Source organism: Anaerostipes rhamnosivorans (assembly GCF_005280655.1).
In the GTDB taxonomy this organism is placed as follows: domain Bacteria; phylum Bacillota; class Clostridia; order Lachnospirales; family Lachnospiraceae; genus Anaerostipes; species Anaerostipes rhamnosivorans.
In genome coordinates, this window is sequence record NZ_CP040058.1 from 1,284,245 (window position 1) to 1,304,052 (window position 19,808).

Annotated in this window: 15 protein-coding genes and 1 other annotated feature; of the genes, 9 read left to right on the forward strand and 6 right to left on the reverse strand. The window is 43.7% G+C overall.

What is annotated here, in order from left to right:
* Positions 1 to 4: 4 nt before the first annotated feature.
* Genes AR1Y2_RS06320 through AR1Y2_RS06335 form a run of 4 tightly spaced genes read right to left on the reverse strand, consistent with a single transcriptional unit; the run spans position 5 to position 2,507 of the window.
* Positions 5 to 829 carry a PTS system mannose/fructose/sorbose family transporter subunit IID gene (locus AR1Y2_RS06320; protein WP_024727987.1) on the reverse strand — a complete coding sequence of 275 codons (825 nt, stop codon included), beginning with the start codon at positions 827 to 829 and terminating at the stop codon, positions 5 to 7.
* 12 nt (positions 830 to 841) lie between these two features.
* Positions 842 to 1,606, reverse strand: coding sequence for a PTS mannose/fructose/sorbose/N-acetylgalactosamine transporter subunit IIC (locus tag AR1Y2_RS06325; RefSeq protein WP_006568889.1), 765 nt, complete (start codon positions 1,604 to 1,606; stop codon positions 842 to 844).
* A gap of 14 nt (positions 1,607 to 1,620) precedes the next feature.
* On the reverse strand, positions 1,621 to 2,097 hold the full coding sequence (locus AR1Y2_RS06330) for a PTS sugar transporter subunit IIB (RefSeq protein WP_024727986.1): 477 nt from the start codon (positions 2,095 to 2,097) through the stop codon (positions 1,621 to 1,623).
* Positions 2,094 to 2,507 carry a PTS sugar transporter subunit IIA gene (locus AR1Y2_RS06335; protein ID WP_137328219.1) on the reverse strand — a complete coding sequence of 138 codons (414 nt, stop codon included), beginning with the start codon at positions 2,505 to 2,507 and terminating at the stop codon, positions 2,094 to 2,096. Before AR1Y2_RS06335 ends, AR1Y2_RS06330 begins: the two co-directional genes overlap by 4 nt.
* A gap of 261 nt (positions 2,508 to 2,768) precedes the next feature.
* On the opposite strand from AR1Y2_RS06335, the gene AR1Y2_RS06340 reads away from it, so the two are divergent.
* The 5 genes from AR1Y2_RS06340 (at position 2,769) to AR1Y2_RS06360 (ending at position 12,613) form a co-directional block, all read left to right on the forward strand.
* Positions 2,769 to 5,102, forward strand: coding sequence for a transcriptional regulator (locus AR1Y2_RS06340; RefSeq protein ID WP_243118879.1), 2,334 nt, complete (start codon positions 2,769 to 2,771; stop codon positions 5,100 to 5,102).
* Between the two features lie 64 nt (positions 5,103 to 5,166).
* Positions 5,167 to 5,342 (forward strand) — a binding site (T-box leader).
* 49 nt (positions 5,343 to 5,391) lie between these two features.
* Complete coding sequence (pheS, locus tag AR1Y2_RS06345; RefSeq protein ID WP_024727983.1) at positions 5,392 to 6,411, forward strand: phenylalanine--tRNA ligase subunit alpha; 1,020 nt, start codon at positions 5,392 to 5,394, stop codon at positions 6,409 to 6,411.
* Between the two features lie 198 nt (positions 6,412 to 6,609).
* A complete protein-coding gene (gene pheT, locus AR1Y2_RS06350; protein ID WP_137328220.1) occupies positions 6,610 to 9,030 on the forward strand; it encodes a phenylalanine--tRNA ligase subunit beta in 2,421 nt (806 codons plus the stop codon).
* Positions 9,031 to 9,192: 162 nt separating this feature from the next.
* Positions 9,193 to 10,890 (forward strand): aryl-sulfate sulfotransferase, encoded by a 1,698-nt coding sequence (locus AR1Y2_RS06355; protein WP_137328221.1) that lies wholly within the window; start codon positions 9,193 to 9,195, stop codon positions 10,888 to 10,890.
* A 97-nt stretch (positions 10,891 to 10,987) separates the two neighbouring features.
* Positions 10,988 to 12,613: an aryl-sulfate sulfotransferase gene (locus AR1Y2_RS06360; RefSeq protein ID WP_137328222.1), complete on the forward strand. Its 1,626-nt coding sequence runs from the start codon at positions 10,988 to 10,990 to the stop codon at positions 12,611 to 12,613.
* A gap of 89 nt (positions 12,614 to 12,702) precedes the next feature.
* On the opposite strand, the gene AR1Y2_RS06365 is transcribed toward AR1Y2_RS06360, so the two are convergent.
* Both AR1Y2_RS06365 and queA read right to left on the reverse strand, forming a co-directional pair.
* On the reverse strand, positions 12,703 to 13,056 hold the full coding sequence (locus tag AR1Y2_RS06365; RefSeq protein ID WP_137328223.1) for a molecular chaperone Hsp90: 354 nt from the start codon (positions 13,054 to 13,056) through the stop codon (positions 12,703 to 12,705).
* Between the two features lie 213 nt (positions 13,057 to 13,269).
* Positions 13,270 to 14,295, reverse strand: coding sequence for a tRNA preQ1(34) S-adenosylmethionine ribosyltransferase-isomerase QueA (gene queA / locus AR1Y2_RS06370; RefSeq protein ID WP_137328224.1), 1,026 nt, complete (start codon positions 14,293 to 14,295; stop codon positions 13,270 to 13,272).
* A gap of 252 nt (positions 14,296 to 14,547) precedes the next feature.
* On the opposite strand from queA, the gene AR1Y2_RS06375 reads away from it, so the two are divergent.
* Genes AR1Y2_RS06375 through AR1Y2_RS06390 form a run of 4 tightly spaced genes read left to right on the forward strand, consistent with a single transcriptional unit; the run spans position 14,548 to position 19,717 of the window.
* Complete coding sequence (locus AR1Y2_RS06375; protein ID WP_243118880.1) at positions 14,548 to 15,897, forward strand: MATE family efflux transporter; 1,350 nt, start codon at positions 14,548 to 14,550, stop codon at positions 15,895 to 15,897.
* 17 nt (positions 15,898 to 15,914) lie between these two features.
* On the forward strand, positions 15,915 to 17,135 hold the full coding sequence (locus AR1Y2_RS06380) for a BaiN/RdsA family NAD(P)/FAD-dependent oxidoreductase (RefSeq protein ID WP_137328226.1): 1,221 nt from the start codon (positions 15,915 to 15,917) through the stop codon (positions 17,133 to 17,135).
* 14 nt (positions 17,136 to 17,149) lie between these two features.
* Positions 17,150 to 17,812, forward strand: a complete 663-nt coding sequence (gene cmk, locus AR1Y2_RS06385; protein WP_137328227.1) for a (d)CMP kinase — start codon at positions 17,150 to 17,152, stop codon at positions 17,810 to 17,812.
* Positions 17,813 to 17,815: 3 nt separating this feature from the next.
* On the forward strand, positions 17,816 to 19,717 hold the full coding sequence (locus AR1Y2_RS06390) for a bifunctional 4-hydroxy-3-methylbut-2-enyl diphosphate reductase/30S ribosomal protein S1 (RefSeq protein ID WP_137328228.1): 1,902 nt from the start codon (positions 17,816 to 17,818) through the stop codon (positions 19,715 to 19,717).
* The last annotated feature ends 91 nt before the right edge of the window (positions 19,718 to 19,808 follow it).

Consider the following 19,808-nt stretch of genomic DNA (forward strand, 5'->3'; position numbering starts at 1 on the left):
TCCTCTAAAAGAATCCGATCAGTGTTCCCACTGTGCCAATTAGGATCAGCACCAGTAATATGATGTTGACATTGACTTTTTTTCTCAACATAAATACAGTTAATAGGGTGATTCCCAACGGCAGGATACCTTTTAAGATACTGTCAAATACTGCAGTCTGCACGTCCAGTGTACCTGTGCTTAAATTTAACTTTAATCCGCAGGACACAGTTACATAAGATGCCACCAGTCCTCCCAGTACCGTTGCCCCAACGATGGTTGCTTTTTCGGTTACTTTGTTTAATAAACCGCTTCCGATGATCTTTCCGATTCCTTCGCGTCCCATATAGTAACCTTTGGTATAGGATAAGTAACCAAGGCCGAATAACACAACGCCAATGATTATCAGGTAGATGATCGGTCCTAAGAAGTTTCCGGCCTTTGCCATTCCAAGGATAATACCCAATGCTATGGGGGATAACGTTCCCTGCCAGATTGTGTCGCCGATGCCTGCCAGAGGTCCCATCAAACCTGTTTTGATGCTTGAAATCATTTCTTCGTCTACATCTTCACCGTTTGCTTTTTGCTCTTCTAAGGCAAGAGTAATCCCTAAGATACAGCCTCCTACATTAGGTTCTGTATTAAAGAACTCCATGTGCCGTTTGCATGCGTCTTTTAATTCCTGTGTCTCTTTTCCGTATAATTTTTCCAGGCTCGGCGCCAGGGTATGCAGTACCCCGGAGGCCTGCATTCGTTCATAGTTGTAGGTTGAATGGCTGAAGAATGTCCAGATCAGATAGGACTTGATGATATCTTTTTTACTTAATCTCTTTTTTTCTATGGTTTCCATGTTGATTCCTCCCTAACTTAAAGCTGAACTTTCGCTGTTCTGTAAAAGTGCTATAATCACTGCTAAAATACCGATGACCACCAATGGCAGGTTGATATAAATAGATAAAATAAAACCTAACAGCAGATATAAGTATGCTTTTGCCCCAGCGTTCGATAAGATGGCTTTAAAATTCATTGCAATACCAAGGGCAGGAAGAATTGTCCCGATCGTAGTCAATACATCAATCACGGGTGTTCCCTTTAATGCCTGCAGCATGCTTGTAATAACACCTGACCCACTGTATACGGCAATTGCCACCGGAATGGTATAAATGATGCACTTAAAAATCTGGGAAGGAACGATGTTATAGAAAATGATTTTCTTTACATCTCCTGTCTCCGCGATTTTATCGGTTCTATGGACAATGAAAATATCCCCTGTCATATAAATCATCCATAATAAGTTGCCCAGTAAGGAAATCGGTACTGCAAGTGTTACTGCGACTCCTGTGGACGCATTTGAGATGATTGCCAGTGCTGTTCCGACAGTTCCCGCCAGACCCTCATCCATGGTCTGGGCGCCGCCTGCTGTAATCTGTGCAAGATAGGTTACATTGATCGCCGCACCGACCATACAGCCTTTGACAGGATCGCCTAAGATAAGACCAACCAGGATCCCGGATATTAAAGGCCTTCTCAACGCCCAGCTCATGTTAACAGTAAGCCATGGTGTCCCATTTGCTCCCAAATAGTAGACCAGGCCAATCAAAACTGCCTGTAAAATTGAAATATGCATGATTCTCCCTCCGATTAAAGTATTTTATTTATCTCTACAGTTTCCATATTTGGCACGACCTGAATATAGACATGTACATGCTGTGCTGACAATTGCTTCAACATATCTCTTTCTTCATCACTTGCAGAAATATTTTTATATAATTTTTTTCGTTCTTGAGTAGAACCCATTCCGCCTAAATTGATTTCTTTTACTTGGACACCTTTTTCAAGCAAATCCAGAAAAACCTTGGGTCCCTTTGCTAAAATAATAATGTTTTTATCCTCATCTTTTATCTTTTCTAAATACTCTGCGGCGTCGTCAATAGTCATTGCCTGAGCGTTTAGGTGCTTTGGTACTGCACCTGTAATGACTGCGCTTAAAAATGGATCCTTTGCGACTTTGTCGTCGACGATCACAATTTCATTCCCTCCCACATGCTGGACCCATGCTGTCATGACTTGGCCGTGAATTAAACGGTCATCAATCCGTGATAATACTATTTTGCTCATAATGTCCCTCCTCTCTCCATATTTAATGATAATTTAGCAATTCCCTGTTTTCCGGTCTCAACAAGATAATCTGCCAGATCATCCAGTTTCATATCGTTTCTTTTCAAAGCTGCTTCCACCAGCATAGATAAATTAATTCCCGACACACAGATAACATGTTTGTCCCTGTTATGATGAATCGCCTGGGCTGCGGCATTGTATGGGCTGGCTCCTAATAAGTCTGTCATGAATAAGATATCGTGATCTGTGTCCGCGGCGAAAGAATCGACCCTTTTGATAAAAGTATCAATACTATCCTCATGCCGCAATCCAAGAAACCATATATTTTCCTGTTTCCCTATCATAAGTTCCAATGCATCGATCATACCTTCTGCAAGTCCTCCGTGTGTCGCCACTATAATGTCTGTCATCTACATCCTCCTTTATCCGTTAAATGGTAATTCGTTCTGTATGCGCTTACATCACTTGGGCATATCCTAACCCACAATCTTTATATACGCAAATTTTCTATATACACACTTGATTTACACTCTATTTGAGTTTTTTACTGTGGATTTTGCATAAATTTTAAGTTTCGTGTATGATAAGTGTATATTAATTACGTCTGATTTAATTTGTGTGTGTTATAGAAACACCGTAATCAGCACCAAATATACGCAGGAGATATGGCCATGTCTACGAATAAAGAGAAGATTTTATCCTATTTAAAAGAAGAAACCTTGCAATGCATCAATCATCATAATTTTACCTTTGAAAAATGCAATGCGCTTATCCTGTCGATGGAGTTATATATTGACAGGACAAATGTGTCACGTATCCTAAATGATCTGCACAAAGAAGGAAAATTAATCAAGAAGGCAGGACGCCCCACCACTTTTATTTCAAGAGAGATCATCCGGAACTCTTTTCCTTTTGTATCCATCCCTGATACATTGAATAAAAATGAAACCATTTCAGACTTCATCCGATATGACGTACCTGCAAAAGAACAGACCATCGTCCAGTCGTTTTCTATGGTCGGAAGTCAGCAAAATGGGTCCTTATATGAAGCTGTAACCAGAATCCTGCCTGTGTTTTATCTCCCTAAATATTTCTTTAAGATCTTTTTTATGCAGGGGGAAGCTGGGACGGGGAAGAAGTTTTTCTTAGAAGAAATGTTAAACCGTGCAAAAACGTTGGGATTGGCTGCCCGGGAATCATCGGTTTATTATATTGAATTCAGCGATATCTACGTCAATCTAAGGCAGAGCATAGAGATGATGGAAAAGGATCATAATATTTTTATCCTGGCAATCGAGTTTGTTCAAAAAAACGTAGACTTTGAAATCTTAAGCGGTTTTGTACATTCTCTTGAAATTCAATATAAAAATAAAAAAGACGCGCCGATGATCGCCTTTATTGGGGCATCAGAATTACAGTCGGACCTGCTTCATTCCATCAGTCCTGTCATCCTGAACTTTCCTTCCGCAAAAGACCGTCCGCAAACAGAGTTGATTTCGATTCTATTGAGTATGATCCAAAAAGAGAGCAACCGTTTAGATAAAACAATGTTGGTATCTTCCCAATTCATTCAGCTGGTTTTACATAAGTGCAGCAACCTGCATCAATTAGAAAATGAGATTTTATATACAATTTCAAGGATTCTCTATACATCAAGTACTGCAGGCAAAAACAATGAACTTATGTTAGATGCATCGGTCCTGCTTGATAATGAAAGGGATGATTTTATAAAATCCATTCCTGAACTAAAGGCAGAAATCCCTGACAAGATACAGATCAGACCAAACGGAGAAATTGATTTTAATAAATTGTTTCTTAACTCCCATGAGCCTTTAGCTGAAACAAAAAATATAGTTTCAGATTATTTTACAAAGCAGCTGCTGATCTGTTCCAGGGTGACTGGCGTTGTATCTGAGAACAGTTATTCCGGCGATAGGCTTATTTCGGGCATCACAAAGGCATTCAATAAAAGTGTATTCTGCCAGGACCCATTTTTAAAAGAAAAAGTGGAACATATGATCCTATCTGTATTCCGGAAAGATAAAAGTCTGGATATTGTGAAGGAAACCTCTTCTATGGATATTCAAACACCGCAGATGAAATCACTGTTCAACAATCTGCTTCAATTAGCACAGACAAACCACTGCAAACTGTCAAAAACCCAAGAAAAAATGATTCAATCTATACTGACATATGCCCACTTCATCATGAGTGATATCCATATACCTGTGATTATTACCTCCAAATATCATTTGCTGGCAAGCAATTACGCAAATATCTTCAATTTATTTTTTGACCGGAGAATCATACATACCTTTCCTGCTGTTTTATCCGGAAAAAGAAATGAGACACGAACGAACCTTGAGAACTTATATGAATTTGCGGTCAGTATTAATCGGGGGCAGGGGGTCCTGATCTTATCAGACGCAGATATGAAACAAACCATTACCAATTACTTTTTTCCTAAGACGAAGGTATTGTCTTATAATGTCCAGTTTCATTCCTTTATTCTGGTGAAAGAGATTTTAAGGCTGTCTGTGAAGAAAAATGCCAGCATTATTTCCATCATCCCAAATCTGTTAATAAGCCAGAATGATGAGATAAAGATATTAAAAGATAACCAGTTAAAGAGTTATACTTTAAGATCCGCGGATAAACATCTCTTGTTTGCGTCCAAGCTTACCCCCGGAATCAATACGTTTACAACGAATGAACTGTTTTTCCGTGCTCTGAGAGCAATTGCAAAGAAGCTTAATATTAAGTTAAATAACAGCCTGATCTTAGAATTCCTTTTTCATGCAAATTGTATCTTATTTCAGAAGAAACATGATTTTGATTTTTCCAAAAATGTCATGGATCACATGGATATTGATTATGCTGTCTTAGAGGTCATCCAGCAGAAGATACAGAAGCTGTCCTCGCCTGATTTTCATGTATCGGCATTTACCATGAAGGATTATCAGATTTTGTATGAGGCTGTTTTCCACAGTGCGCTGCAGGGCTGATGGGGAGATAAAGAATCGGTTTTCCGTCTTGACATTCCGCTTTTGTGTGATAAAATAAGGAATGATAAAGACAGAGAAGGTGCACAGTAAGGAAGTCTTTCCCGAATTTCACACCGGAGTCGTATCCCTGAAAGACCAGTAGGGGATAACGCCGCCTGCACGTTACGCAGGATACTAAGAGCCAGGTTGTTTTTGTACCTGGAATTAGGGTGGTACCGCGAGATGATTCCCGTCCCTTATATATAAGGGATGGGATTTTTTTAATTCCATAAAACAAGGAGAAGTGATTATGAAGGAGAAACTTGAGGCGATTAAAAAAGAAGCCTTGGAGAAGATCAACACAGCAGATGCCATGGACGCTCTGAATGATATCAGGGTAGCGGTTCTAGGCAAAAAGGGAGAATTGACCCAGGTATTAAAGGGCATGAAGGATGTTGCCAAAGAAGAACGTCCTATCGTAGGACAAATGGTCAACGATACACGTGCCGTCATCGAACAGGCACTGGAGCAGGAAATGTCTGTTCTTAAGAAAAAGATCATGGAAGAAAAGCTCAAAAAGGAAGTCATTGACGTAACGCTTCCGGGAAAGGTGCATGAAAAGGGCCACCGCCATCCGAACCAGATTGCCTTGGAAGACCTGGAGAGGGTATTTATCGGAATGGGCTATGAGGTTGTGGAAGGCCCCGAGGTGGAATACGATAAGTATAACTTTGAGATGCTTAATATCCCGGAGAATCATCCGGCGAAGGATGAACAGGATACCTTCTTTATCTCAAAAGATATCTTATTGAGAACACAGACATCACCGGTACAGGCCCGTGTGATGGAGACTGGTAAAATGCCAATCCGTATGATTGCGCCTGGAAGGGTATTCCGCTCAGACGAAGTGGATGCTACCCACTCTCCGTCCTTCCATCAGGTAGAAGGGCTGGTCGTGGACAAAGGAATCACTTTTGCGGATCTGAAAGGGACACTTGAACAGTTTGCCACTGAATTTTTCGGACCGGAGACAAAAGTCAAATTCCGCCCTCATCATTTCCCATTCACAGAGCCAAGCGCGGAGGTGGATATCACCTGCTTTAAGTGTGGAGGAAAGGGCTGCCGTATGTGCAAGGGAAGCGGCTGGATCGAGATCTTAGGCTGTGGTATGGTGCATCCAAATGTGCTCAGGGCATGCGGGATCGACCCAGAGATTTACTCAGGTTTTGCCTTTGGAATCGGTCTGGAACGTGTGGCGCTCCTGAAATATGAGATTGATGATATGCGCCTGCTTTATGAAAATGACAAGAGGTTTTTAAGCCAGTTCTAAAGCGGCAATTTCCGTTCGGCTCTTAGAATGCTTCACTCCAATCATGTAGAAAATGGACGTAATGTCTTCTGGAGAAGGGCCTCTGTCAAAAAAATGTGCTGCTTTACGATAGTTATTTACCACTATTGGAGGAGTGCATTTCAAAAGCGTGACGGAAATAGTGGTAAATAACTTATAATGATTGAAGGAGAATAGAGAATGAATACACCAATTTCATGGATCAAGGCATATGTGCCGGATCTTGACTGTACGATTCAGGAGTATGTGGACAAGATGACACTTTCCGGATCAAATGTGGAATGTTATGAGGAATTAGATAAAAACCTGGAAAAGATCGTGGTAGGAAAAATTCTTTCCGTTGAAAAGCATCCGGATGCAGACAAGCTGATCGTCTGCCAGGTGGATGTGGGAACAGAGACCATCCAGATCGTCACAGGTGCCAGCAATGTATCAGAGGGTGATCTAGTCCCAGTGGTTTTAGTGGGAGGAAGAGTGGCCGGAGGCCACGATGGAAGCCCGAACCCGGAAAATGGCATCAAGATCAAAAAAGGAAAATTAAGAGGTGTGGCATCTTTCGGTATGATGTGTTCAGTGGAAGAACTGGGAACAACCAAAGATATGTATCCGGAGGCACCGGAAGACGGCATTTATATATTTAAGAAGGATGTAAAACCGGGAGATGACGCTGTGGAGGCCATGGGTCTTCGTGACCAGGTAGTGGAATTTGAGATCACCTCAAACCGTGTGGACTGCTTCAGTATGATCGGCATGGCAAGAGAGGTGGCAGCTACATTTCACAAAGAGTTCCATCCGCCGGTAGTAAAAGAGACAGGCAACGATGAGGACGTCAATGACTATATCAAAGTGACCGTAAACGATACAGATCTTTGTCCAAGATATACAGCCAGAGTCGTAAAGAATATCAAGCTTGCACCGTCTCCGGAATGGATGCAGAGAAGGCTTGCGGCCATGGGTATCCGTCCGATCAACAATCTGGTGGACATCACGAACTATGTGATGGAAGAGTATGGACAGCCTATGCATGCCTACGACTTAGATACCATAGCGGGAAATGAGATCATTGTGCGCAGGGCCAAGGACGGTGACAAGTTTACTACCCTGGACGGTGAGGAGAGAAATCTGGACAGCGATGTACTCATGATCTGCGACGGGGAAAAGGAAGTCGGACTTGCCGGAATCATGGGAGGCGAGAATTCCATGGTAACGGATGATATCAAGACATTATTATTTGAAGCTGCTTGCTTTAATGGCACCAATATCCGTCTTTCCTCCAAAAGAATCGGGCTTAGGACGGACGCTTCCAGCAAGTTTGAAAAAGGGCTTGATCCGGAAAATGCCATGGCTGCTATGGACCGTGCATGCCAGCTGATCGAAGAACTGGGAGCAGGAGAAGTGATCGGTGGAGCCGTGGATGTATATCCAAACCCAAAACAGCCGGTGTCTCTTCCATTGGAGACGGACAAAATCAATGCCCTTCTTGGCACAAAGATTTCTATGGAAGATATGATCGAGTACTTCAGACGGATTGACGTGAAATATGATGTGGATACCAACAAACTGCTGATTCCGTCTTTCCGCCAGGATTTAAACTGCATGGCGGATCTGGCAGAGGAAGTGGCAAGATTCTACGGATATGATAACATTCCGGTCACTCTTCCGAGAGGAGAGGCCACCGCGGGTAAAAAGCCGTTTAAAATCCGTGTGGAGGATATTGCGCGCGACTCTGTAGAGAAAAACGGATTCAGCGGCGGTATGTGCTATTCTTTTGAAAGTCCAAAAGTTTTTGATCTGCTTCTGCTGCCGGAAGACGCTGGGGAGAGGAAAGCCATTAAGATTTCCAATCCGCTGGGAGAGGATTTCAGCATCATGCGTACAGTTTCATTAAACGGTATGATGACATCTTTGGCTAACAATTACAGCCACAGAAATCAAAATGTGCGCCTGTATGAGTTTGGGAATATCTATCTTCCGAAGGAACTGCCGCTCACTGAGCTTCCGGAGGAACGGATGCAGCTTACACTAGGAATGTACGGAGACTGTGACTTCTTTACACTGAAAGGGGCACTGGAGGATTTGTTTGGAGATCTGGGACTTGGCGGACAGGCTGAATATGTTCCGGTCAAAGACCATCCATTTATGCATCCGGGACGCCAGGCCGATGTGCTGATCGGAGGGGAAAGAGCAGCATATATCGGACAGATGCATCCTCAGGCTGTTGAAAATTATGATATGAAGGGGGAAGTCTATGTGGCAGTCATCGATATGCCGGTGATTTGTGAGAAGGCGACCTTTGACCGCAAATATACAGGCGTGGCAAAATTCCCGGCTATGAAGAGGGATCTCAGCATGGTTGTGAGAAAAGAAATCTTTGTAGGACAGATTGAGAAGATTTTCAGGGAGAAAGGCGGAAAGCTTCTGGAAGGCTTTGAACTGTTTGACGTCTATGAGGGCGACCAGATTGACAAGGGATATAAATCTGTGGCATATTCACTGACCTTCCGTGCCCAGGACAGAACACTGGAGGAAGCGGAGATCAACAAGATTGTCGATAAGATTCTGGATGAATTAAAAACATTGGGAATTGAGCTTAGGGCATAAGTAAGCCACTAGGGGCAATAATAAGAGGAGTAGAGGAAGTGCGATTACTGCAGTTTTTCTACTCTTCTTTTCATTTGTGTTAAAAATATTACAAAATAGTTACATATATTGTGAAGATATGATATAATACCGTTGAAAATGTCACAGGAGGATAAGAAAGAAATGAGCTATTTGAAAGGAATGATTGAAGAAATGCAGAAATCAGAGACAAAAAAAAATAAAAAGAAAAACATCATCATATGCATTCTGGCGATTCTGATTCTTATGGCAGCGGGGTTCTTCGGATACCGTATCTACGCAGATTATAAGGAAGAACAATTTTTAAAGGGTGTAAAATTAAGACAGATCAAGGTTACGCCAAAGGTATTGGAACACAAGGAAAAGGATGTGTTTACAGAAGCTTATCAACAAGAATCACAGGAACAGATTGATCAACAAAAGAAGAAAAATTATACCATCCAAAAACCTTTGGTGGTCCAGAATGCTTATGGGACCAACACTACAGCTCTATATTATTATGGAAAGACGGACCGCGCATCTTATGCCGTGTGCACCGTGGAGGCTCCCGATGCAGGGGCTGCCGTGTACAAGCATACTTTGAAAGCTAAAAAGAAATACAGCACAACCCATGAGTACCAGATCGTGGGACTTTCAGCGGGCACAAGAAATAAGGTGACCATGGAATTTTTTAATGAGGATAAAAGAGCCATTGAGAAGCAATATTTTTATGTGGATATCCCAGAAGATGATGTGATACCCAGAATTCTGAAAAAGACCAAGGGAAGTTCTGCACAAAAGATGGAGGACGGCCTGTTTGCGCTGCTCGGGCATGACAAGGCGCAAAACGCCAATATTTATCTCTATGACAACAATGGAGTGAACCGGGGCCGGATGCCTTTGAATAAATATCGTACAGACCGTCTGCTCTTTGTAGGAGATGACATGGCATATTCCTATGATTTTAACAAAATTGCTATGGTGAACCGGCTGGGCAAGGTCACAAAAACCTATGACCTGGGAGATAGATATGAATTTCATCATGACTTTCTGTACGCGGAAAAGCAGAATAAATTCATCTGTCTGGTAAACGACAAGGAACAGGATACGATCGAAGATGTTGTAGTGTCCGTAGATGTAAAGACAGGAGAGGTAAAAGAGCTGATCGACTTTGAGGATTACTTTAAGACCATGAGGAATCTGGCCTACCGTCCAAAGAAAAATACTTACGGCGGAACAGGCCTTGATTGGCTCCATTTAAACTCTATGAATATGATTGACGACGACAGCATGATATTCAGCAGCAGGGAGCAGAGCACACTCATTAAGATGAAAAATGTGTTTGAGAAACCGGAAGTGGATTATCTGATCCATGGAGGTACGGTCTACAATGGAACGGACTACCAGAAATATATGCTGAAAAAAGAAGGTAGCTTTGTGGGACAGGCAGGGCAGCATACAATTTCAGTGGAGCATGATAAATCGCTTCCACAAGGACAGTATTACCTGTATATGTTCAATAACAACTATGGTTATTCCGCAACGATCAAAAGCTTTGACTGGAGTATGTTTCCGGGGACCGGAACAATGAAGGAAGGGGAAAAGTCTATGTACTACAAGTATCTTGTGGACGAAAACAAAAGAACGTATAAGCTGGTGCAGTCCTTTGCGATCCCTTACTCCCCAATCGTCAGCAGCGTGGAACACATGAAGAACAACATTTCTTTCGGAAGCGGAACAAGCAAAACCTTTGGGGAATATGACAAGGACGGAAAGCTGATCTATTCCTTTGGCTACGATGCGGATAAGTATTCCTACAGAGTGATGAAGTATAATTTTGAAGGATATTTATTCCGGGACTAAACTAAGACATACACAAAATTATCACAAAACCATCAAAGTTTAACAAAATATTTCTGGTATTCTATTCCTGTCAGATCAAAGGAAAGGAAGGAGTATCATGAAGAAAAAGCATTATATTATTCTATTAGGACTCATTATAGCAGCAGGTTTCGCGTTCAGCCGGAACCTGCTGCCTCTTGTTTGGGCAGAACCTGCGCCTGAACAGATAAGCAGCAAGGTGAAAACTGTCAAACATAAAGAAACTAATATTTATACAAAGGCTTATCAGAAGGAGACAGACCAGCAGCTGGCCAAGTGGAAAACAAAACAGAAGTATACCGTTAAGGATCCGCTCCTCGTTATGAATCCGTACGGCACCAATACGGGAGCCCTATATTTTTACGGGACTTCATCCAAAGAAGTCACGGTAAAGTGTACGGTCCGGGCCGAGGGGAAAGATGACTATTCGTATACCCTGAAGAATAACAGCGGCAAGAAAGATGAGCAGGAGTTCTTGATCACAGGGCTTGTGCCGGGCAAGACGAATCAAGTGGTGCTTACCTTTTATGACAAGAATCAAAACATTTATTACAAGGAAGCTTTCCGGGTGACAACAGCGGCGGATTCCGAAATTCCTGCGGTTTCCAGTTTAAACAGCGGAAGCGGGACCACGAAGCTGTCCAATGGACTGTTTGCCATGCTGGGACATGATAAAACCGACAACGCCAATATTTATCTATACGACAACAGTGGCACCATCAGAGGAAAGATTCCTCTGAATTCCTACCGGTCAGACCGCCTTTTGTTCATCGACGGACAGATGGCCTATTCCTATGAGGAGGACAAAATCGCGCTTGTCAACGGACTGGGAAAGGTGACGAAGACTTACTCTATCGACGGATACGAGTTACACCACGATTTTGCCTATGACGAGGAAAGTCAAAAGATCCTCTGCCTGGTTAATGACAAGAATAAGGATACCATAGAAGATGTGTTGATCGCGGTGGATGTAAAAACTGGGAAGGTGGAGAAACTTATCGATTTTGAAGACTATTTTAAGGAGATCAGAAAGACGGCGAAGCAAAGGGAAGGTGGAAAAAACACATATGGGGGGACGGAGCTTGACTGGCTTCATCTGAATTCTTTTGACCTGCTGGAGGACGGAAGCCTTGTATTAAGCAGCAGGGAACAGAGCACGGTGATCAAGATGAAGAATATTTATAAAAGTCCATCCATCGATTATCTAATCCACGGGGGCAGCCTCTATGAAGGTACAGGGCTAAAAAAATACCAGCTGAAAAAGAGCGGCACATTTGTGGCCCAGGCCGGACAGCACACGATTACTTATGAAAAGGATGATTCCCTGGCAGATGGACAGTATTACCTCTATATGTTTAACAACAATTACGCAAGCTCCTCCGCTTACACAAGTTTTGACTGGAGTCTGTATCCAGGGACTGGAGAATTTGAATCCGGCACAAAGTCTATGTACTATAAGTACCTGGTCGATGAGAGCAAAGGAACCTACAAGCTTGTCAGCTCCTTTACACTGCCTTATTCCAGCATTGTGAGCAGTGTCCAGCATTATCACGGAAACATTACCTACAGCAGCGGCATGGATAAATCCTACGGTGAATACGACAGCAAAGGGAATCTGATCGGGAAATTTACCTATGACGCGGATAAATATGCCTACCGTGTATTAAAATATGACTTTAAGAATTATTGGTACAGCCAGGATTAAGAACTTTCAGAACAGAACAAAACCCGGATATGCAGAGGTTATGCTGCATATCCGGGTTTTGTTGGAGTTATGTATTTTGGTTTGTTTTCCTAGAGCTGGTCTTTCTTTTCCAGGATGGCGGCTACAGCTGCGCAGGCAGGGCAGTCGCAGTATTTAGCTCCGTTTGACTTGATCTCTTTGGCGTGTGCCGCAACATCTTTCGCTTTATCTGTCCCAAAAACCTGAGCTCCTGCTTCGGACTCTGCAAAACCGATCAATGTGTCAATGGGCATAATGTCTTCTTCCAACTCGGCAATGTATTTTTTTGTCTCTTCGGCTTCATTTTCGGTATCCACAGCATTCAGCCAGGCATTGGCAGCCTCCTTGGTCTCTTGGCTGCAGGTAGGGGAATCGATCAGTTCGTGGGTTTTTGCAACAACAAAATCTAATACATCTTTTTTCATAATGGGAACCTCCTCTTCCGTCTGGTTTTGTCTTTATTTTACTCTAGTACCTTGGTATTTGCAACGGCTTTTAAACTGTTGGCGTCATATTGTGGAATAAAAAATTTACTTATAACCGAAATCTGGATTTCCTGACCACTAAGGTGCGGCATTGACCAGAAAAACCCACAAAACGCAGTATTTCTGCGTCTTGTGGGTTTATTCAGATACTAATTATTGAATAAACATGGCATCTCCAAAGCTGAAAAAGCGGTACCGTTCTCTAACGGCTTCTTCGTAGGCGGCAAGAATATGTTCTTTGCCTGCCAATGCAGAAACAAGCATCAAAAGTGTAGATTCCGGAAGATGGAAGTTGGTGATTAGGGCATCAATCACTTTAAATTCATACCCCGGATAGATAAAGATATCGGTCCATCCACTCTTGGGCTTAATATGTCCGTCCATATCAGCAGCGGACTCTAGCGTCCTGGTACTGGTGGTTCCAACGGAAATAATCCGTCTGCCGTCCTCCCGGGTTTGGTTGATCGCCTGGGCAGCTGTTTCATCCACAGAATAGAATTCTGAGTGCATGTGATGATCCGTCACGTCTTCTACCTTTACCGGACGGAATGTGCCCAGTCCCACATGCAGGGTGACGTAGGCAAGCCTTACCCCTTTTTCTTCGATCTCTTTCAGAAGGTCTTTAGTAAAATGCAGGCCGGCTGTAGGTGCTGCCGCGGAACCCTCGTGCTTGGCGTAGACCGTCTGGTACCGGTTTTTATCCTCAAGTTGATGTGTGATGTATGGAGGGAGAGGCATCTGTCCGAGCTCGTCCAGCACCTCTTCAAAGATTCCCTCAAACTCAAAACGAACCAGCCGGTTTCCTTCATCTACAATGTCAGTGACTTCTCCTACAAGCCTTCCGCCGCCGAACGAGATCCTGGTTCCGGGTTTCGCTTTTCGCCCCGGCTTTACAAGAGTTTCCCAGACATTGTCCTGCCTTCGTTTTAGCAGCAAGACCTCGATTTTAGCTCCGGTTCCCTCTTTTTCTCCGATCAGACGGGCCGGTAGGACCTTGGTGTCATTTAATACGAGACAGTCCCCTTTTTTCAGGTAACTGACCACGTTTTTAAAGACCTCATGTCTGATCTCCCCGCTTTCTTTGTCCAATACTAATAATCTTGAGCTTGAACGGTCAGCCAGGGGATTCTGTGCGATCAGTTCCTCCGGCAGTTCAAACGTAAAATCTGATGTTTTCATAAATGCTCCTGCTTTCTTATAATTCTTTCAAACAGTATAGCATTAATGATAAAGTCCGGCAATGCCTCAAGAGAACGGAATTCAGGTTAGGAATTTAAAGATATGCAATTGCTTAAAATAATCTGATACTATATAATAAAACAAGGCTGCCAGGACGTATAAATAAGATTTATAATTGTGCCTTGTTTAGAGATTATCTATAAACAAATCTCAAGAAAATGTGGCAGCATTCAGTGTATAATGGAGGTATCAATGCGAGTAGACTTGACGAATGGCAGGATCGGCCGCTCCATCATTTTATTCAGCCTTCCTATGATCTTGGGCAATCTGCTTCAGCAGCTGTATAATGTTGCCGATACGCTCATTGTCGGAAGGACGATCGGGGCTGCGGCTCTGTCAGCGGTGGGATCGGCTTATGCGCTGATGGTGCTGCTGACGTCGATCCTTTTGGGACTCTGCATGGGCAGCGGGGTGGTATTTGCCCAGCTTTATGGGCGAAGGGAGGAAGACCGGATGAAGACAGCGGTGGTCAATGCTTTTGTCTTTATTTTTGCAGTGGCCGCTGTAATCACGGGGCTTGCGTTTCTGCTTCTGGATGAGATTATTCTTTGGCTTCATATTCCTCCGGAAGCGGCTCCTTTTACCCGGGAATATTTGTTTATTATCTTTTTCGGGATATTTTTTGTCTGCATCTATAACTTTTTTAGCAGTGTACTGCGCAGTATCGGAAATACAGTGGCGCCTCTGATGTTTCTTGCTGTTTCCGCAGTCCTGAATATCATATTGGACATGGTATTTATCTTAAAATTCGGAATGGGGATTGCAGGGGCGGCATGGGCTACCGTCATTGCCCAGGGGGTATCCGCAGCCCTGATTACGGTCTATTTTTTTGTAAAAGAAGGGGAATTGTGCCCCAAGCGCTGTCATATGTACTACAGCCGGGAGCTTTTGGGAATGATCATCAATAACTCCACTTTGACAGCCATACAACAGTCTATCATGAATCTTGGAATTTTGATGGTGCAGGGATTAGTCAACAGCTTTGGATTCTTAACCTCTGCAGCCTTTGCAGCAGTAGTAAAGATCGATGCCTTTGCCTATATGCCGGCACAGGATTTCGGCAATGCGTTTACCACGTACATTGCGCAGAATTATGGAGCGGGAAAACCTGACCGTATCAAAAATGGTCTCCGCTTGGCAGTGGGGATCTCTGTCTGTTTTTGTGCCGCTGCATCTATGATCGTGGTGGCGTTTGCCAGGCAGCTTATGCTGATCTTCATCAAACCGCAGGAGACGGAGATCATTGCCATCGGGGTAAAGTATCTTCATATTGTGGGCTGTTTTTATGCGGGTATTGGGATTCTATTTCTGCTCTACGGACTTTACCGGGGTCTGGGACGCTCTGCAGTTTCCATCTGGCTTACAGTCATCTCCCTGGGGAGCAGAGTTCTGTTAGCTTATGCTTTGTCAGCCGTTCCTGCCATAGGTTTGATTGGGATTTGGTGGGCAGTTCCCATCGGATGGGCTTTGGCGGATGTGTTCGGGCTTTTGTATTTTGGCTGCCGGAAGAAACGGCTTTTGTTGGAATGTAAACAATCTTAAAGATATAAAGGAGTTTTATGAGTCAAGTAATCGTAGTTGGAGGAGGGGCGGCAGGAATGATGGCTGCCATCTGTTCCGCGAAAGAAGGCAATCAGGTTGTCTTATTAGAAAAAAATGAAAAGCTGGGGAAAAAGCTTTTTATCACAGGAAAAGGAAGATGTAACCTGACCAATGCCGGGGATATCGAGGACCTGATGGGCCATGTGGTTACAAACCGGGAGTTTTTATACAGCGCGTTTTATTCCTTCACCAATGAGCAGATGATGGAGTGGATGGAACAGTGGGGATGTCCAGTAAAGGTAGAGCGGGGAAACCGCGTATTTCCTCTGTCTGACAAGTCCTCGGATGTGATCCGCGCTATGGAGAGAGAGCTTCGCCATCAGAAGGTCACTGTCAAACTGAATACGGAGGTACGCCGTATCCTGACAGAGAGCGGGAGAACCAGAGGTGTTGAACTGAAAGGCTCAAGAGTCATGAGAGCGGATAAGGTGATCATTGCCACTGGAGGCATGTCCTACCCTTCCACGGGTTCCACAGGAGACGGGTATGGATTTGCAAAGAAAGAGGGACACAAGGTGACGCATCTTTACCCGGCGCTGGTTCCGTTTAACGTGGATGGTACTGTCTGTTCAAGATTACAGGGGCTTTCCCTTAAAAATGTGGAGGCATCCCTCTATGCGGACGGCAAAAGGATTTATAAGGAGTTTGGGGAGATGCTATTTACGCACTTCGGAGTCAGCGGTCCCATCATCATCAGTGCCAGCAGCTATGCGGTACAGCATAAAGGAAAACAGCTGAAATTCTTGATCGACCTGAAGCCGGCGCTGTCAGAAGAACAGTTGGACCAGAGACTTCTTAAAGATTTTCAGGAAAACATCAACAAGGAATTTAAAAATTCTCTCGGAAAGCTGTTGCCAAAAAAACTGATCCCGGTTATCTTAGAACTGTCGGAGATTCCCGGAGAGAAGAAGATCCATGAGATTACAAAGAAGGAGCGGATGAGGCTTGCGGAACTTTTAAAAGCAGTACCTCTGTCTGTCACCAGTACCAGGGGATTTAAGGAGGCCATCATCACCCATGGAGGCGTGGATGTAAAGGAGATCAACCCAAGCACCATGGAGTCAAAAAAGGTGCAGGGATTATATTTTGCTGGAGAGGTTTTGGATCTGGATGCGCTGACCGGGGGGTATAATCTCCAGATCGCGTGGTCTACAGGATATTTAGCAGGAATGAATTAGGAGGATATCATACTATGTACAGTATTGCCATTGACGGGCCGGCAGGGGCCGGTAAGAGCACGATCGCAAAGACGATCGCAAAGAAATTGGAGTTTATCTATGTGGATACGGGAGCCATGTACCGGGCTATGGCGCTCTATTTTATACACCATCACATCGATGAGAAGGATGAGGCGGCTATCGATGAGGCGTGCAAGGACATTCATGTCCGCATTGCCTATGAGGACGGCATGCAGCAGGTGATCTTAAACGGAGATAATGTCACAGGACAGATCAGAACAGAAAAAGTGGGAAATATGGCTTCCAAGACCTCTGCCTATCCTTCTGTCAGGGCCACTCTTTTGGATCTTCAGAGAGATCTTGCCAAAACTGCGGATATTCTCATGGACGGAAGAGACATTGGGACCAATGTGCTGCCGGATGCGGATTTAAAAATATATCTGACGGCGTCCGTGGAGGTCAGGGCAAAGCGCCGTTATGATGAATTGATCGAGAAAGGGCAGGAAGCTGATCTTGCTATAATTGAAGACGATATTAAGAAAAGGGATCACCAGGATATGACCAGAGATATCGCACCGCTCAAACAGGCGGAGGATGCGGTTCTTGTGGACTCTTCTTTCATGTCCATTGAAGATGTGGTGGACACGGTCATCCGGGAATTTGAAAAGGTGAAATAAGAGATGGAAGTAAATTTAGCGAAAACAGCAGGATTTTGTTTTGGTGTCCGACGTGCGGTGGACAAGGTATATGAAGAAGCCGGGAAAGAAAAGGTCTATACATACGGACCGATCATCCACAACTCGGAAGTTGTCTCAGACTTGGAAAAGAGAGGTGTCAAGGTCCTAAAATCCCGGGAGGATTTAGAGAAGATCTCAGAGGGTACTGTGATCATAAGATCCCATGGAGTGGCAAAGGATATTTATGAGCTGATCCGCGGGAAGGGCCTGAATCTGGTGGATGCCACCTGCCCGTTTGTGTTAAAGATCCACAGGATCGTGGAGAAGGCCAGCGGGGAAGGAAAACAGATCCTGATCATCGGAAGTGCGGAGCATCCGGAAGTGGAAGGGATCAGAGGATGGTGCAGCGGAGAAGTCCATATTGTATCCGATGCAAAAGAGCTCTCAGGGGTCGACCTGGAGAGCAAACCGACCTGTGTTGTTTCGCAAACGACATTTAATTACAATAAATTTCAAGATATAGTTGAAATTATCAAGGAAAAGAGTTATCATATAGAAGTATGTAATACAATTTGTAATGCCACAGAAGAGCGTCAACTAGAAGCAAAATCTATAGCACACGATGTAGATGCAATGATTGTCATTGGCGACAGACAGAGTTCTAACAGCCAGAAGTTATATGAGATCAGCAAGAAGGAGTGTGGGAACACCTTTTTTGTGCAGACACTTAAAGACCTGGATTTGAAACTTTTTGAATCGACTGGTAAGGTAGGTATTACAGCGGGGGCATCCACCCCAGAGAAAATTATCAAGGAGGTTCATGCTAGCATGACGGAAAAGAGTTTTGAACAATTATTAGAGGAAAGTTTAGTTACGATTCGTAACGGAGAGGTAGTGGAAGGAACAGTCATTGACGTAAAGCCAGATGAGATCATCTTAAACATCGGTTATAAAGCTGACGGTATCCTGACACGCAGCGAATACTCTAATGATGCAGCTAACTTAGATTTAACAACAATCGCCAAAGTAGGAGATACGATGGAGACAAAGGTCCTGAAAGTGAACGACGGTGAGGGACAAGTGTTGTTGACATATAAGAGACTGGCAGCAGAAAAAGGCAACAAGCGCCTGGAAGAAGCTTACGAAAACAAAGAAGTACTCAAAGCGCCTGTAGCACAGGTTTTAGATGGTGGTTTAAGTGTCATTATTGATGAGGCGAGAGTTTTTATCCCTGCAAGCCTTGTTTCTGATTCTTACGAGAGAGACTTAAAGAAATATGACGGACAGGAAATCGAGTTTGTCATCAGTGAGTTTAACCCGAGAAAGAGAAGAGTCATTGGTGACCGCAAGCAGTTATTAGTAGCTGCGAAGAAAGAAAAACAGAAAGAATTATTCGAGAAGATTGAGCCTGGAATGAAGATTGACGGAGTTGTCAAGAACGTGACAGACTTCGGTGCATTCATCGATTTGGGCGGTGCAGACGGACTGCTTCATATCTCTGAGATGTCCTGGGGACGTGTAGAGAATCCTAAAAAGGTATTTTCTATCGGAGATAAGGTTACCGTACTGATCAAGGATATCCAGGGTGAGAAGATTGCGTTAAGCCTGAAATTCCCTGAAGAGAATCCATGGTTAAAGGCAGAAGAGAAATATAAAGTTGGCAACGTTGTAGACGGAAAAGTTGCGCGTATGACTGATTTCGGAGCATTTGTTGAGTTAGAATCAGGCATTGATGCTCTGCTTCATGTATCTCAGATTGCCAAGGAACATATTGACAAGCCATCTGATGTTTTATCCGTTGGACAGGAAATCACAGCCAAAGTCGTTGACTTCAAAAAGGATGAAAAGAAGATCAGCTTGAGCATGAAAGCATTGATCACTGACAATGCAGATGATGCAGAATAAGATATTGCCAAGGCGGTTTCCGATATAGGAAGCCGTCTTTTTTTGACCGATCGAAGGTTGTGGGGCAATCTACTATTGTAATATGATTTGT

What these genes read in the sequence shown, in the direction of transcription:
- AR1Y2_RS06320 (WP_024727987.1), bottom strand. Translation starts at nt 829, where the DNA reads ATGGAAACCATAGAAAAAAAGAGATTAAGTAAAAAAGATATCATCAAG.
- AR1Y2_RS06325 (WP_006568889.1), bottom strand. Translation starts at nt 1,606, where the DNA reads ATGCATATTTCAATTTTACAGGCAGTTTTGATTGGCCTGGTCTACTAT.
- AR1Y2_RS06330 (WP_024727986.1), bottom strand. Translation starts at nt 2,097, where the DNA reads ATGAGCAAAATAGTATTATCACGGATTGATGACCGTTTAATTCACGGC.
- AR1Y2_RS06335 (WP_137328219.1), bottom strand. Translation starts at nt 2,507, where the DNA reads ATGACAGACATTATAGTGGCGACACACGGAGGACTTGCAGAAGGTATG.
- AR1Y2_RS06340 (WP_243118879.1), top strand. Translation starts at nt 2,769, where the DNA reads ATGTCTACGAATAAAGAGAAGATTTTATCCTATTTAAAAGAAGAAACC.
- pheS (WP_024727983.1), top strand. Translation starts at nt 5,392, where the DNA reads ATGAAGGAGAAACTTGAGGCGATTAAAAAAGAAGCCTTGGAGAAGATC.
- pheT (WP_137328220.1), top strand. Translation starts at nt 6,610, where the DNA reads ATGAATACACCAATTTCATGGATCAAGGCATATGTGCCGGATCTTGAC.
- AR1Y2_RS06355 (WP_137328221.1), top strand. Translation starts at nt 9,193, where the DNA reads ATGAGCTATTTGAAAGGAATGATTGAAGAAATGCAGAAATCAGAGACA.
- AR1Y2_RS06360 (WP_137328222.1), top strand. Translation starts at nt 10,988, where the DNA reads ATGAAGAAAAAGCATTATATTATTCTATTAGGACTCATTATAGCAGCA.
- AR1Y2_RS06365 (WP_137328223.1), bottom strand. Translation starts at nt 13,056, where the DNA reads ATGAAAAAAGATGTATTAGATTTTGTTGTTGCAAAAACCCACGAACTG.
- queA (WP_137328224.1), bottom strand. Translation starts at nt 14,295, where the DNA reads ATGAAAACATCAGATTTTACGTTTGAACTGCCGGAGGAACTGATCGCA.
- AR1Y2_RS06375 (WP_243118880.1), top strand. Translation starts at nt 14,548, where the DNA reads ATGCGAGTAGACTTGACGAATGGCAGGATCGGCCGCTCCATCATTTTA.
- AR1Y2_RS06380 (WP_137328226.1), top strand. Translation starts at nt 15,915, where the DNA reads ATGAGTCAAGTAATCGTAGTTGGAGGAGGGGCGGCAGGAATGATGGCT.
- cmk (WP_137328227.1), top strand. Translation starts at nt 17,150, where the DNA reads ATGTACAGTATTGCCATTGACGGGCCGGCAGGGGCCGGTAAGAGCACG.
- AR1Y2_RS06390 (WP_137328228.1), top strand. Translation starts at nt 17,816, where the DNA reads ATGGAAGTAAATTTAGCGAAAACAGCAGGATTTTGTTTTGGTGTCCGA.